Origin of the sequence: Staphylococcus sp. GDX8P114P-2 (assembly GCF_017892945.1) — a bacterium.
Taxonomy (GTDB): domain Bacteria; phylum Bacillota; class Bacilli; order Staphylococcales; family Staphylococcaceae; genus Staphylococcus; species Staphylococcus arlettae.
Genome location: NZ_JAESMB010000004.1, coordinates 1 through 15,073, shown reverse-complemented (window position 1 = coordinate 15,073; position 15,073 = coordinate 1). Strand labels below are relative to the sequence as shown.

Below are 15,073 nucleotides of genomic sequence, written 5' to 3'. Positions count from 1 at the left end.
GATGTTTGATTAGCTCATAAATACTAATTGTGTGTTATCTCTAACACGTTTAAACCAACGATCGTTGTCGTTGCGTTTGGAATTAACGTTGACATATTGCGATTCAGTTTTCAATGTTCATTCATACTTGCTTTACAATGTTAACATATCAATTTATGTTTGTCAACAAAGAATTAATATTTCAAACATGTAATTAATATTACTTTTATAATTCTAATATTATATTTTAAATTCATCAAGCATCAATTTTACACTTTTAAATTTAAAAATTAATAATTTTTTTGTTGTTTTTTACGACTTTTTTATAATATCAAGTTTTGACTACCAAGTCAACAACTTTTTATTATATTTTGTCAGCTAATAATTAACGAAACTGCCTTGCAATCTCTTTTGGCTCACAAGAAATAATTGTATCATCAAATCAAAAAATTGCAATAGAAAAACACACAAAAATATGTGTGTTTTTACACTGCTTTATTTGGTTGTTTTATCAATGATTTGTTGAGCGATATCTTGATAAATTTTACCTAGTCGATCTTCTGTTTGATAAATTGATGGTGAGAAGTCTTTAGGATTCCATGAGGGTTGTTCCAGTGGAAGCTGTCCTAGTAACTCAGTTTGTAATTCATCAGCTAACTTCTCTCCACCACCAGTACCAAAGACATATTCTTTATTGCCGGTTTCCTTACTTTCAAAGTAAGACATATTTTCTATTACACCTAAAATAGAATGCTCGGTATGTTTAGCCATTGCACCTGCACGCGCTGCAACAAATGCTGCAGTTGGATGTGGCGTTGATACAATTATTTCCTTACTAGATGGCAACATCGTATGTACATCTAGTGCAACATCACCAGTACCTGGTGGTAGATCTAAAATTAAATAATCTAGATCTCCCCATCTTACTTCAGTAAAGAAGTTAGTCAACATTTTACCTAACATTGGCCCTCTCCATATTACTGGTGCATTTTCTTCAACGAAAAAGGCCATAGATATAACTTTAACGCCGTGACGCTCTACCGGAATAATTTCTTTGCCATCGACACCTGGTCTTTCATCTATTCCCATCATATCTGGTACGCTAAATCCATAAATATCTGCGTCGACTAAACCTACTTTTTTCCCTTCTCTTGCCAATGAAACTGCAAGGTTTACAGCTACAGTAGATTTACCAACGCCCCCTTTACCTGAAGCAATTGCGATAAACTCTACAGGGTTGTCTTTAGACAATAAACCTTCTATTGTTTGTGGTTGATCTTTAGATGTAGCTCTATAAGATTCCACTGTTTCTGCAGGTAATTCTTCAAAACGTATACCAACTGTGTTCGCTCCGTTTTCTTTCAATACTTCTACAATAGCCATTTGTAAATCTAACTGCGGTTGTCCTCCTAATTGAGCAATAGCAATTTTCACACTTACATGTGCAATTTCTTCTTTGATTGTTACATTGACAATCCCTTTTGTTTCTTCTAATGGTACATCTAATATTGGATCTTTAACTTTTCCAACAAGAGATTTTACTTCTTCTACTGTTAACACAGCAAGTCCCCCTCAATTTATGTAATCATACATATATTCTAACAAAAAGTAAGTTGTATTTGTTCAAGATAATTCAAATTAAGTATATAGTTTATTTTTTATCAACAAAAGCAGTTAGCTCAATATTTCTTTGGTATCGAGCTAACTGCTTTAATTTTATAATTATATTTCTCTATTATTTACCGCTTCTCTATCTTCACGAATAAACAATGCCAAAATGAAGCCTATTATAACTAAGCCTGTCACAATAGCAAACGTAAAATCAACACCTGCTGCCAATGCTTGACGTTGAATTAACTCATTTGTGATGTGTTTTCTGTAATGTCTAATCCCTTCATAATTTGAGGTAAGGCAGTATTTAATAGTGTTTGATTAAGGATTGTTACAAATGCACTGACAACCATTACTGCTACAATCATATTTCTAATAGATTTAGTAATACTTTATCCAGTCATAAATTCACTCCTTAGCTCTTATTAAAATTTAATTGCTACCTCATTTCGTTAGCAAAGCAAAATTAAAATACCTAAAAAATTTTATTTTTTACTATTTAAGTCTTCGCTATCAGGATAAAACACTTCTTTACATATGAATAAAATACCTATAATAACAACAAGAACCCAAAAATCTATATTGATATAACTATAATGTATATGCACTACAAAATAAAAAAGCATCGTTGTTACTACAAATGTTATTAAATGATACGTGAACCCTTGAAAATATGGACTATCATGTAATTTTTTGCGAAAATAGTCCATTAAATTCTCTATGGCAAATAACGTAAAGTAACCAAATACGATATAACTACCATAGTAAATCAAATTATCATAAAAACCTTTATTATATCCAAAATCCGCCAATTGTAGATAAATAAGAATTCGACTTAATCCAAATAAACCAAAACCTAAAAAGGACAAGAAAATTGCGCCGGAGACGATAAAAATTGTGAGAACAATTAATGTTGTTAAAAAGTATCTTATAAACTTCATTGCATTTCTTGCCCTCCTAGTTTTAGTCACTACAATTCAAATGTTAATCTTGATTAATTATTAATCGGCTTATTGCATAATATATACTAACACGCAAAGTAAAACTAACTAAAGTTATAAATACAAATAATTATAACCATGAATAATAACTACCATCAAAATATTGTTCTAACTTATTTTTTTATTCTTTGATTTAGCGACACCCATAAAATAACTAGAACAGTTAAAAATATAAATGTTGCATAAATAATATTATGTATATGTAATTGCACATAGCTTATTTCCATCGCATATATAACACCCATAAGTGTAGCGCCAATTGAACTCCCTAAACTTTTAATCAAAGTATATAATGACATCATTCGTTTCATATATGATGGATCTGTTTCCTCTTGAGTAATAACGCTATCTTTAGTATAAACAATTCCAAAACTGACACCTGCAAATAACAAGCTCCCTGCTATAAAAACAGGCATATGTGTGCCTAATATTATCAACACACCACATACATATAACATAGTAAACGCGAATAAATATAAACCTTTTCTAGTAAAATGAGCTTCAATAGTGCCTAAGGTGAAGTTTAATGCTAACCATGCAATAGAAATTGGAAATATTATAAAGCCACTTTGTAATGGGGATAAGTGTAATTGCTCTTGCAAGTAAATTGGCATATATAAATTATACCCCATTAACATCATTGCATAGATAAAATCTGTAACAAAAATTACAATGATAGTTGGATTAAATTCAGACACAGGAACGAATGGAGATTGTACCTTGTGTTCATATTTGAATAACAAGTAACCTACAATCACTGTAATGAATAGCAAAGTAAGATTAATCTCCCACGCGAAACGGCTCATGACAGCTGATAAAAAGACGAAAATCAACAGATAAAAAAGGGTCATACCTTTAAAATCTGTATCTTTGGACTGAGTTTGTTCGTTATCAAAATTAAAGGTAACAATTACTAGTATAATTGCCAAAATTGCTATAGGTATATTCACAAAGAATAACCAATGCCAAGTAGCAAATTCCAATATAGCACCACCTAATACTGGCCCTATAATACTAGAGATACCCCAGACGCTTCCGATAACACCCATTATTTTATATCTTAACGGTATTTCAAAAGCTAATTTAGGTACAATTTGCCCCAATGCCATCATTACGCCTGCACCTAATCCCTGAATAAGTCTTGATAACACAAGTATAATAAACGTTTGACTTATTCCAGCCAATAAACTGCCCAGCATAAACAAGCACAAACCGCTAACTGTAATATAAATTATTTTATACCTGTCTAACAATTCTCCAACTATTGGATTAGCAATTACAATAGCCATAAAATATACAGCAAAAATAAGTGAAATCTCAGATGTAACATTGAACTCTACTTTCATTGTAGGTAATGCTAATGACACAATTGAAGTTTCTATCGCAGACATAAACATAATTAACACAAGTGCGATGACAATACCACAAGACTTCAAATTCATATCAATGCCTCACTTTACCAATAAATTTATTTCTTTTTATAATCAAATAGTAACCTCTTTAATTTATTATAAAGGTATTTTACGTTAATTAATCATATATTTCACTAATAGTTTTTCCCTAATTTAATTATTCAATTAACGAAAAAAGAGAAAGTAATCAAAATACAACGCTTTGATTACTTTCTCTTTCTATTCAATAAACAGGCTCATAAACCTATTTAATAATTACATAAAATATACAATACCTATAAAATGAAATGCTGCAGCTATCACAATAAAAATATGCCAAATCATATGGAAATATGGTCGATTTTTTTGTGCATAGAACCATGCACCACCGGTATAAGCTAAACCACCTAATAAAATAAATAACATAAATATCACGGATGTTTTCATGATGATTACAGGAACAAATAATACACCTACCCAGCCCATAACTAAATACATGGCTAAACTTAGCTTATGATTTACTTTTTTCGCTAGTGATTTATATAAAATTCCCCATAAGGTGATTCCCCATAAGATAATCATTGCTGTCCATCCTAACCAACCACCTACTAGTGACAAGCAAATTGGCGTATAAGTACCAGTTATCGCAATATAAATCATACTATGATCAATAATTCGCATAATGTACTTATGAGATGATTGATTTGCCATCGCATGATACACAGTTGATGCAATAAACATCAAAAATATACTAATTACGAATACAGAAACACTAAATGATAGTAATGCATCACCATGTAAATAACTGCGCACAGCAGCATAAGGTAAAATACATAACGTTATTAACGCAGCTAAACCATGTGACACCGAGTTACCTATTTCTTCACCAAACGACAACGGTATGATGTCTTTAAATGTTTCCATTATTTTATGATCATGCTTTGAATTTGTAGATTCTGTCATGCTCATTACCGTCCTTAGTCTATAATATTCATGCGTTTTAAATCGGCTGTAGCTGTTTCAACACTATCCTTACCTTCTTTATTTTTTAATGGCGAAAATTCTTCATCCCTATTAACTTGTAAAGTCACAAAGCTATTCGCATATTTAAAAATATCAAAATAAAAAAGTTCAAATTTTAATGTTGGTGCTTGAATCACACCAAAGTCTTCATCTAACTGCTTAAGATTTTTTATCGCTAAATGATAAGGTAGTTCATAATCTACTACATTACGTATAAATGATAAATTAAACGCATGAATACCGATATTGGCATTGTTTAAAGTATTAGCAACTGAGTTATCTAATTCCGAATACTCAAACACAGTATCTTTATGGTCCACATTTACTAAACGTCCAACACTCTCACCATCATGTGGCTGAATAGATTTAGTTGTCACATCTTTCTCATGTGCATATGTATAACCTGCAAACAACGGATCTAATACTTTTACCAATACATTATCAATATTATTTAAAAATATGTATTCCACGCCTCGTTCTTTCATCTGGTCTAAATAGCCAGCTTGATTTAAAGATTTAAAAACGCCGCCGTTACCATTTGGTGTTTCTAAGATATCACCATTTTCGTCCAAGACTAATTGTCCATGTTCGTTTAAACACGTTACATCATCTTGCCTAAAGAAATATACATGATCACTATCATAACCAAAATAGTTCTGGTCTTCAAAAAACAATTGTGTTTCTCTATCATTTAATTTGCTAGTCATAATATACCAATCGATTGTAGTACCAGTCTGTTCAGCTAACTGTAATAATTGGCGAGCTTGCAACTCAAACAAACTTATACCTTCGATTTCAAAAGTACCTTTAGGTCCTTTATAACCTAAACGTGTCCCTTGTCCACCAGCCATTAATAATACAGCAAATTTACCATTCTTTATCGCTTGGATACCTTGTTGCTCATATTGAGCTTTTTCAATATCTGATAATTCATTACTTTTCTCATATTTTACTTCATCAACTGAAGAAACATCGCTAATCATTTGTTTATTAAGATATAAAGACTCATATAAAGACTGAATTTCTGCTAAATCTAAAGATTTAACTTTTTCATTAAGTTTTTCCTTTTCATTAGCACTCATTAGCTTTTCGAACTCTACCAAGTGACCTTGATTATACTTGTCTAGTTCCTTTTTATCCAACATGTTCTCTCTCCTTAAATCCATATAATCATTATAGAAATAAATATAGTTTATTACATACAGTATATAAAATTTTACTGTATGTACAATATAGCAAATCATTAACAATGACAAACAATATCATAATAAATGATTAATAAAATTATTAAAATAAGATTGGAATAAAGTGTAAAAGCCTCCAATCGTTAGTGCTGTTGCTAACGATAAATCAACTAACCCTCCCGTTTTAAACTGTACTGGAAATTTAATACTAATAGGGATAGGATACAATAATTTAACGCCACGTGGTGTCAACATATCTAGTATAACATGTGAAAGCAAACCACATATAATTGTAATTAAATAATAATTAGGCGTTTGAATCATATACAATAAAGCAGCAATGATTGAAACAAATAAAATAGAATGAGTAAAGGTTCGATGTCCAAATAAAAGTCGTATAATAATACTAATAAACTTAAAGCGTCTTCCAATTCTACTTTGTGCATGACAAATATCTGGTAATAAACTTGAGATAATTGCTAAAGTAACGACTGTAACGGAAATAAATAAATCTGTTTCGTAATATTCTATGGCTAAAGCTCCAACTAAAAAGCCACAAGATGCGTGTGTTTTACCTGTCATTTTCACTTCTCCTTATCGCCATATTTTACCACATAACTAAGCGAAACGCGAACATACTTTCGCAATAGTTAAAGTATAACCTAATTTTAAAAAGTATCACATAATCACTTGAAAACGATTACAGTATGTTATATGATATAGCTATAAATTTATTAAAGGATGTGTTCAAGATATGGCAATGACAGTTAAAAAAGATAATAATGAAGTAAGAATTCAGTGGAGAGTTGCAGATATCAAAATTCCTACAAACGAAATTAACAACATTTCGCAAGACCAAAATATCCATGCAGTACCTAAATTAGATCGTGACAAAGTGTACAGAATTGGTTCTACATTTGGTAAAACGAATCGCGTTATTATCGACACGGATGATCATGAATACATTATTTATACGCAAAACGATCAAAAAGTTTACAACGAACTTACTAAATAAATAATTATAAGTTTATCAAAAGAGGCAAAACTATAGTTTTGCCTCTTTTTTTGCTAAATTAACGCTCTAGTATTTGACGTTTTATTAAACAGCAATTTATGATAAATAGTAATAACTAACAAAGAGGTGAAAAGTCATGTATGTTGTGACAAATAGAATTGATGTCAAAAAAGGTTTTGCCGCAAAAATGGCAAGTAAGTTTACACAGGGCGGTAAAATTGAAGAACTTTCTGGATTTAAACGTATTGAAGTATGGCAAATAGACGAAGATTTAGACTATGATCAAATGTACGTTAATACTTGGTGGGAATCAGAAGACGATTTTAATGCTTGGTTAAGTAGTGATGCTTTCAAAGAGGCACATAGTAACAAAGGCAAGCAGCAAGAAGAATCGCCTGTAATTGGCAACAAAATAGTAAAAGCACATGTACTTTCTTCGTTAAATTAGTCACCTATAGCAAAAGGTCAGAACCATAATTCATGGTCCTGACCTTTTTGCTAGTTAAAATAGAGATGTGCCATTAAAGCAATTATAGGTAACGCTATAATAGTACGAATTAAAAAGATAATAAATAATTTAAAAATACTTACAGGAATTTTAGAACCTAATATTACGCCACCAACCTCAGATAAGTAAATAAGTTGGGTAATACTTAACGCCCCAATAACAAATAATGTGATATTATTACCAACACCTTCAATCAGGATAGATGGTAAAAACATATCAGCAAAACCGACAATAATAGTTTCTGATGCTCGTGCCGCTTCTGGTATTTGCAGTAATTCTAAGTATGGCACAAATGGTTTACCGATAATTGCAAATACTGGGGTATACGTAGCTATAATTGTGGCTAGTGTCCCAATACTCATTACTACTGGTAGAATTACAAACCACATATCTACTACAGTTTTAAAGCCCGATTTAAAAAACAAAGCAAATCCTGGTGCTTTAATTCCTTTTTCAGTAGCCATATCAAAACCATGACCAAGCGCTGTTTTTCCTTCAGGTAATTTTTCGGTTCTCATTTCTTCTGGTACTTCTTTGGAATATTCATCTTTAATTTTATTTAACGGCCATATTCTCGGCATAATGACAGCTAATACCAAACATGAAACTATCACAGTTAAGTAAAAATAGAAGAAATGACTTTGCATGTTAACAGTTTCTGCTACAACAATCGCAAACGTTAAAGATACTACACTAAAAGTTGTTGCAATTACCGTTGCCTCTCTTCTCGAATAAAACCCTTCTTGATATTGTCTACTCGTAATCAATACTCCAACTGTACCATCACCAATAAACGACGCCAGATTATCTACAGTAGACCGGCCTGGTAAAGTAAATAATGGACGCATTACTGGTCTAAAAATGGGTCCCAATAATTCTAATAGTCCATATTCCATTAATAAAGGTAAAAATAATGCCGCAAAGAAAAATATCGTTACTAGCGTTGGTAATAAACTAGAAAACACTAAACCACCAGTATCTTCAGAATAAATTACTTCGCTCCCTACTTTTAAATAAGTACACCATACAAATACTACAGCTAATATTCTAAGTAATAGCCAAACCATTTTAACGTTGAAGGCATTGTATAATAACCCTTCAGGTTTTAATTTATGTTTCAAAATCGTGGAACATAACACTGATAATATCCCAGATAGCGTAATAATAATAACAATGATAAGTGGCATCGCATCGCCAATTAACGTTTTTACTTGTCCTGCTAAATAAGCTACAGTTAAAGTAGTTTCCTTTTTACCATCTTGAGTCACGGAAATTGGTGTTAAAAATAAAATAATACCAATCAATGACATAATTATAAACTTAATACGACCTTTTATAATTTGCGATTTACTATATTGATTCACTTCATTATCACCCCTTAGGTGGTATTTTTTATGCATATAGCAAAATTCACACAGCGATTATTATAACCCATTGTGTATAAATATGTAAATGATAAGTTTTTTATACACGCGCCTTTCACCATTTGATAAATAACTTAAATAAGGTAATTCAAATAATATTGTCTTTGAATTACCTCTACTTTATATGAAAACGCTTTCAAATGCAATGTTTTATTTTATCTGTATAACTGACTAATTTCGAACCTACTCATCTATAACTCTATCGGCTATTTTTACCTTAATTTCAGCTACCTACTACTCTCAAACTCAGTTCTTTTTAATGATTATAAAAACTAAAGCATTGTTATAATTTAAAGCTGTTAAGTTGTTTGGCATTTAAACTTTGAGTCATTATTGTTATGCCATTATCCGTGATGTAATTTTTAGGTATATTTTCCATGTACATGCTTTGTGCTAAAGCATGATAGTTTAATTCAAATTCTAAGTTATCTCTGACTTGATAGTAATCACAATTCATCAAATCTATCATTAAATGATCACTTGTTGCACCTATTATTTTCACTTGTCTGTTGCGTGCTGTTAAACCATTAATTGCCGTATCTAAATAACCAATATCAACGATAGCTTGCAAATAGTGTTTCCCAGATGCCATATCAAGTCTCGGTTTAATTTCAAGAATTTCTCCTTCTAACACGATCGAATTTTGAAACAGAATAGGACTAGGCTGACTCGTTATCGTATCTACACCTCTGAATAATGTTTCCCCAATTCGTAATTCGTTTATTTTCCCTAAATCATTGTAAAACATTTGTGTCAACATACTAGAGTTACCACCAGAAATGATTTTAAAATGATATTGAGTCTCAGTTTCTATTGTTTTGATAAAATGATTTATCATATCTACATCATCTTCAGATGGAGGAAGTGTATTAAAACACATAAAATTAAACGCAAGACCAACGAGACAAATATGATGTAATTTTAAAATCTCATTTATATAACTGATGACATCATACGTAAGTACACCTTCACGTGCATCTTTCCAATCTATCATTAAAAGTATTTCATGTTTTGTTCCTTCGCTTTTAGCTACTGCATTTAATGCTTTAATTGTCTTCAGTTCAGTTTGAATACTTATTTTAGAAAGTTTAACAATTTCTTGTAGCTCATTTTGGCCAGGGCTACGCAACATTGTATATGTAATATCTTTAGCTGTAGCTTTTTTAATATTATCAATTCGTGCATCTGCAAAGTGCGTAATACCTAATTTTTTCAACTCATTTACTATAACTTGATCTCCAGCAATACATTTAGTTACAGGTGTAAAATGTACATGATGTTCATTCAGTAATGTCAGTAAAACTTTGGCGTTATATTGAATTTTGGATAAATTAATTGTTAATTGCACTTTACTTCCACCCCTCTTCACAAATAGGATTATCGATTTCAGTTGTGATATATTGTTTCACTTTATTTTCCATTCTCATGCGTAATAAAGCTTTAACTTTAATTGTGGGTGCAAATAATTGTTGACGTAATTCTGACGCATGTGGTTTATTATCATCTATTGCTGCATTGACGATTTCCGACACTATTTGAAATAACTCTGCTTCATTCACCTGTTTATATTGTCCGAAATGATGTATTAATTCAGCAAATTGATTTTGAATTACTGAATGTTGAAATTTAGCTATTACATCCACAATATTATCTGCCAACAAACTATCATTCATGACGTTGATTTGTGGTGCTGTAGTTTTTAAAGTATCTAAGTCTATTCTGGATCCACCTAAATCTCTAACAATAAAGCGCATTTGAAAATCTGGTCCTAAATTAACAACCGTATTTTGCATATGTGCTTCTAGTGCTATTCCATAATCTTGAATATAAGCTATGAGCGGTGTAATCAACGCATATGCATAATGCTGTAAAAATTCGTTGATTGAGGACTGGTTTATGTCATAATTTAGCCATTCTAAGTAGCTATCAATTATGGTGTTACCATCTACTGGATTTTTATTCACTAAACACGCCGAAACTAACGTCAAACCATTATAAGAAATGTGAGGTTTACTACGTATAATATACGACAAATGCTTAGCCTTTGACGCTTCAGTATTTGCATATAATCCAAATGGTTCAGTAGCAACTTGGAGTAATGGATATGCTTTAGTTAACTGTTGCAATTCATAACTTAAGTGTGGTCCATCAATAGTAGTAACATGCCCCACTGTACGAATAGCACTAGTTGCTTGCACTTTTATAGGTAATTTGACATGAAATGGGCGCCCTACTAGCTCCATAGTTCTGAAAGACAATGTCGCTTTAGATGGAACCTCAAATGGAGTAGGTAATAAATAGCCTTCTAGAATCCACTCCTTAAATGTGTCTACAATAACATGTTCATATTGCCATGGATGGACTAATATTACTTGGTAATCTTTTAAGTTCAATTGTTGAGATTCCAAAAATGCTTTCAAGCGATATTTGTAATCTGGCAACACTACATCCAACATATATTGTTCATGATCTTCCATGGAAGTCGCTACCGCTTTACCTTTATGGATAACCATCAGTTTTAGTGGAATAATTTGACCAAATTCTGGTGAATATAGTTTCATATCTGCTTCAGATAAGGGAAGTTTTGTTTTACTAAGCGGATGTGTAGGATGTCCTTCAATAACCAACCCCTCTGAAACAGTTAACTCGTCAACTTCACCTTGTTCAACAATGTGCTGTAACCATGCACAAAAATTTATATTTTGAGGCATACGTGAAAACTTCAGACTGTCAGCAATATTTTGCTGTCTATTGTCAAATTGTTCATAGATTAACATAAAACCTGTTCTACTAGAAATCAGCTCTGAAGTTAACTGTTGGCTAATCTTTAAATCAAAATTATCATTTAAAATTGCTAATAAATGCTCTAAGTTGTCTATCTTAATTGATTGTTGTCCTCGTTTATACGTAATAAAACCACTCAACCTATATCGTTTCATAGCACTAGCCTGTGTATAACAAACTTCTAAGATTTGACCTTTATATTGAATGTATAATTTACTATCTTCGACTTGCAATTTTAAGTTGTCTGAAGCTATGTCTTCTTTAATAATGGCATTTAATATTCGATGTTGAACATTTAAATCTGCCAACTGTCTTGTTGTATATTCCATATAATAGGTGTCCTCCATTTTTACTTCCCAAATTTCACTATACATGCTGTTCATTCATTCAATAAACTATACATAGTTATTATAAAATACTGCTGATAATATTGTTAAAATCCATGCTAACTCGGCAATATTTAATAACATAAAATAATTAAATTACTTCGTCTAAATAGCTACGGTTTAACTTACTACATGTGATAACCACACAATATATGATAAAATTTAATAATAAAATATAACGCTAGCATAAAGGTATGGGAAAATACTCCCATACTTAATTGATAACCATTATCATTATAGATACTATTGATTGTACAAATATAAAATGCATTTGTAAAATAAATTTTTTGAGGTGTGTTATGACAAATATAAATAATTATAACGATTTAAATATACAACTTACTCCTGAAGAAGCGTCTGCTTATACTTATTTATCTACCAATGAATCACAGTGGGCTGACAAATTCAAAAGTGCTATCTCATTAAGTAGAGATAAAATAACCCAGCGTTTGGTAGCATCAATGTATAGAGAGAACTTAGCAAATTGTTATAATAACAGTTGTATCAGAGAAGTTACTGACATACCTTTTACTTTGAAAACGAGTCGCTCACATGTACTACAGCTCTACTTCTCAAATTCAAATAAAGTAATAATAGCACCTATTGTGGGGATGTATGCATTTAATCGTGTAGACGTGGAAGGTCCATTTTATTTTTTAGAAGAAGATAAATTAACACGTATCACACATCCAGAGCTAATTTTAAATTGCATATTAACTGAATTACCAAAATTAGATACTGATGCAACGTTACAATTTAAAATGGATCTTGAAAACAGTATTGCTAATTTAGCGTTAGCACTAAGTTATCAACTATATTCATTTTCACAAGTTACAGCACCGCTGTGGACATTAATTGAAAACAGTAAAGATAGTTATTTACGCTCAGAACAGTCTGTCATTGAAGGACATCCTTTACATCCAGGCGCTAAGTTACGTAAAGGGCTAACAGCAAGCGAAGCTATTCAATACTCAGCCGAATTCGATAAGCCCATTTCACTGCATTTTGCATTATTACATAAATCAGTGGCAAAATCACAATCACTGACGTCTGATTATAATGAAGCTTTATTCCAACGATTTCCAAATTTGCGACAATGTGTCGTCGCTGAAGTAGGACATTCTCAACTGCCAAACTATTATGTACTTGTAATACATCCATGGCAATTTGAGACAATTTTCAAATCGCAATATGATGACCTCATACAATCTAGTTTATATATTCCTTTAAATTATCAATTAGATTATTATGCTGGTCTCTCTTTTAGAACATTAATGCCAAAAGTAGATACGACACCACATATTAAATTGGCTACCAACGTACATATTACAGGTGAAATTCGAACTTTATCTGAACAAACAACATTTAATGGACCATTAGTATCAAAGATTTTAAAAGATATCATATCTCAAGATAATTTATTCAAGAATATACAAGCTTCAACTGTCGATGAAATAGCTGGTTTACATTATTACAATAGCTCTGAGCAGCAGCAAACAAAGCGTAGTGAACAGATTGCTACTTTATTTCGCGAAAATATTTATCAGCTAATCGAAAATGATAGTACCCCAATAGTGCCTTCTAGTTTAGTTAGTTGTCATGTTTATAATAGTGAAACTCCTTTAGAAACATTAATCACGCGTTATTATGACAATTACGCTTTTGACTCTATAGAAACAGCAGCTATAGCTTGGTTAACACATTATAGTAAAACACTTTGCGACTTAGTAATACCTTTAGTAGCCAAATATGGAATAGCTCTAGAAGCACATTTACAAAATGCTATTATTTCAATTAATAACACTGGCGCATTACACCATATTTATATTCGCGATTTTGAAGGATTACGCATTGATACTCAACAATTAAATGCTATGGGATACAGTACAAAAGACTTTCATCAAAAATCACTGATCTTGACTTCAAATGCACAAACAGTGTTGAACAAGGCCTTTTATTCAACCGTTCAAAATCATATCGGAGAGCTTATACTGACAGCAGTAAAAATTTGGGATGCCCCTCATATAGAAAATATAATCTGGTCAAATGTCAGAACTTTAATTGAACAAAAACTCGATGAAGTTGCACAATCAATGGATAATAGTAACGGAATTAATAACTTTAAAGAAATTCTGTTTGCTCCGACTATTGACTATAAATGTGTTACAACTATGCGTTTAGTTGATGAAGCGGATTATTACACCTATGTAAAAGTTAATAATCCATTACATAAATAAAAACAATCGTCGTTGCACATTAAACTATCAACACAACAATTGTTTAATTGCCTCTCTATAAGACCACACTGTTAGCTTCTAACAAAAAAGGGAGTGGGACAGAAATCTGATTTTGAAAAAATGATTTCGTTGTCCACCCCGGCAAGGATGACTAGCATTGAAACAAGCTCGGTTTGAAGCGTATTTTCAATGCAGTCAGCTACTGCCCATATGAAAAGAGGTTTTGAATAAAATAGGGAGTGGGACAGAAATCTGATTTTGAAAAAATGATTTCGTCGTCCCACCCCGGCAAGGATGACTAGCGTTGAAAAAAGCTCGATTTGAAGCGTATTTTCAATGCAGTCAGCTACTGCCCATATGAAAAGAGGCTAGGACGAATCAATGTCGTCCAAGCCTCCATACCGTAGAAAAATTCTTTGCATTAATTTGCGAAAGGTTTGTTTATTTTCTATTTATATAGTTTTGTCAAAATAGTAGTGCTTTTTCGTATATTTACGTTAGTAGGAGATATTGTCGACCTATCGAATCAT

12 protein-coding genes and 1 pseudogene are annotated in these 15,073 nt (G+C 31.6%); 3 read left to right on the top strand and 10 right to left on the bottom strand.

Annotation, left to right across the window (positions count from 1 at the left end):
- Window positions 1-474: 474 nt before the first annotated feature.
- The 7 genes and pseudogenes from KA845_RS01360 to KA845_RS01335 form a co-directional block, all read right to left on the bottom strand.
- Complete coding sequence (locus tag KA845_RS01360; RefSeq protein WP_210124547.1) at window positions 475-1,539, bottom strand: P-loop NTPase; 1,065 nt, start codon at window positions 1,537-1,539, stop codon at window positions 475-477.
- 302 nt (window positions 1,540-1,841) lie between these two features.
- Window positions 1,842-1,958, bottom strand: a pseudogene (locus tag KA845_RS12980) (hypothetical protein); the annotation flags it as partial.
- A gap of 117 nt (window positions 1,959-2,075) precedes the next feature.
- Complete coding sequence (locus tag KA845_RS01355; RefSeq protein WP_021458992.1) at window positions 2,076-2,531, bottom strand: SepA family multidrug efflux transporter; 456 nt, start codon at window positions 2,529-2,531, stop codon at window positions 2,076-2,078.
- Window positions 2,532-2,704: 173 nt separating this feature from the next.
- The gene (gene sdrM / locus KA845_RS01350; protein WP_107373526.1) at window positions 2,705-4,033 is read right to left on the bottom strand and encodes a multidrug efflux MFS transporter SdrM; all 1,329 of its coding nucleotides are present in this window, start codon (window positions 4,031-4,033) and stop codon (window positions 2,705-2,707) included.
- Between the two features lie 225 nt (window positions 4,034-4,258).
- A complete protein-coding gene (gene trhA, locus KA845_RS01345) occupies window positions 4,259-4,945 on the bottom strand; it encodes a PAQR family membrane homeostasis protein TrhA (RefSeq protein WP_002509231.1) in 687 nt (228 codons plus the stop codon).
- Window positions 4,946-4,959: 14 nt separating this feature from the next.
- Window positions 4,960-6,150 (bottom strand): UTP--glucose-1-phosphate uridylyltransferase, encoded by a 1,191-nt coding sequence (locus KA845_RS01340; RefSeq protein WP_021458990.1) that lies wholly within the window; start codon window positions 6,148-6,150, stop codon window positions 4,960-4,962.
- A 117-nt stretch (window positions 6,151-6,267) separates the two neighbouring features.
- A complete protein-coding gene (locus KA845_RS01335; RefSeq protein WP_002509233.1) occupies window positions 6,268-6,771 on the bottom strand; it encodes a metal-dependent hydrolase in 504 nt (167 codons plus the stop codon).
- Between the two features lie 172 nt (window positions 6,772-6,943).
- On the opposite strand from KA845_RS01335, the gene KA845_RS01330 reads away from it, so the two are divergent.
- Complete coding sequence (locus tag KA845_RS01330) at window positions 6,944-7,204, top strand: SunI/YnzG family protein (RefSeq protein WP_002509234.1); 261 nt, start codon at window positions 6,944-6,946, stop codon at window positions 7,202-7,204.
- 136 nt (window positions 7,205-7,340) lie between these two features.
- Window positions 7,341-7,652: a heme oxygenase gene (locus KA845_RS01325; RefSeq protein WP_002509235.1), complete on the top strand. Its 312-nt coding sequence runs from the start codon at window positions 7,341-7,343 to the stop codon at window positions 7,650-7,652.
- Window positions 7,653-7,702: 50 nt separating this feature from the next.
- Here KA845_RS01325 and KA845_RS01320 read toward each other — a convergent pair whose 3' ends face one another.
- From KA845_RS01320 to KA845_RS01310, 3 genes are all read right to left on the bottom strand, one after another.
- Window positions 7,703-9,112, bottom strand: a complete 1,410-nt coding sequence (locus tag KA845_RS01320; protein ID WP_210146955.1) for a YjiH family protein — start codon at window positions 9,110-9,112, stop codon at window positions 7,703-7,705.
- A 307-nt stretch (window positions 9,113-9,419) separates the two neighbouring features.
- A complete protein-coding gene (locus KA845_RS01315; protein WP_210127746.1) occupies window positions 9,420-10,484 on the bottom strand; it encodes an alanine racemase in 1,065 nt (354 codons plus the stop codon).
- Window position 10,485: 1 nt separating this feature from the next.
- A complete protein-coding gene (locus KA845_RS01310) occupies window positions 10,486-12,249 on the bottom strand; it encodes an IucA/IucC family protein (RefSeq protein ID WP_167867857.1) in 1,764 nt (587 codons plus the stop codon).
- Window positions 12,250-12,605: 356 nt separating this feature from the next.
- On the opposite strand from KA845_RS01310, the gene KA845_RS01305 reads away from it, so the two are divergent.
- A complete protein-coding gene (locus KA845_RS01305) occupies window positions 12,606-14,543 on the top strand; it encodes an IucA/IucC family protein (RefSeq protein WP_210127745.1) in 1,938 nt (645 codons plus the stop codon).
- Window positions 14,544-15,073 lie beyond the last annotated feature (530 nt).

Coding starts and splice junctions, on each gene's coding strand:
- KA845_RS01325 (WP_002509235.1), top strand. CDS start 7,341: ATGTATGTTGTGACAAATAGAATTGATGTCAAAAAAGGTTTTGCCGCA.
- KA845_RS01320 (WP_210146955.1), bottom strand. CDS start 9,112: ATGCATAAAAAATACCACCTAAGGGGTGATAATGAAGTGAATCAATAT.
- sdrM (WP_107373526.1), bottom strand. CDS start 4,033: ATGAATTTGAAGTCTTGTGGTATTGTCATCGCACTTGTGTTAATTATG.
- KA845_RS01310 (WP_167867857.1), bottom strand. CDS start 12,249: ATGGAATATACAACAAGACAGTTGGCAGATTTAAATGTTCAACATCGA.
- KA845_RS01330 (WP_002509234.1), top strand. CDS start 6,944: ATGGCAATGACAGTTAAAAAAGATAATAATGAAGTAAGAATTCAGTGG.
- KA845_RS01305 (WP_210127745.1), top strand. CDS start 12,606: ATGACAAATATAAATAATTATAACGATTTAAATATACAACTTACTCCT.
- KA845_RS01340 (WP_021458990.1), bottom strand. CDS start 6,150: ATGTTGGATAAAAAGGAACTAGACAAGTATAATCAAGGTCACTTGGTA.
- KA845_RS01335 (WP_002509233.1), bottom strand. CDS start 6,771: ATGACAGGTAAAACACACGCATCTTGTGGCTTTTTAGTTGGAGCTTTA.
- trhA (WP_002509231.1), bottom strand. CDS start 4,945: ATGACAGAATCTACAAATTCAAAGCATGATCATAAAATAATGGAAACA.
- KA845_RS01355 (WP_021458992.1), bottom strand. CDS start 2,531: ATGAAGTTTATAAGATACTTTTTAACAACATTAATTGTTCTCACAATT.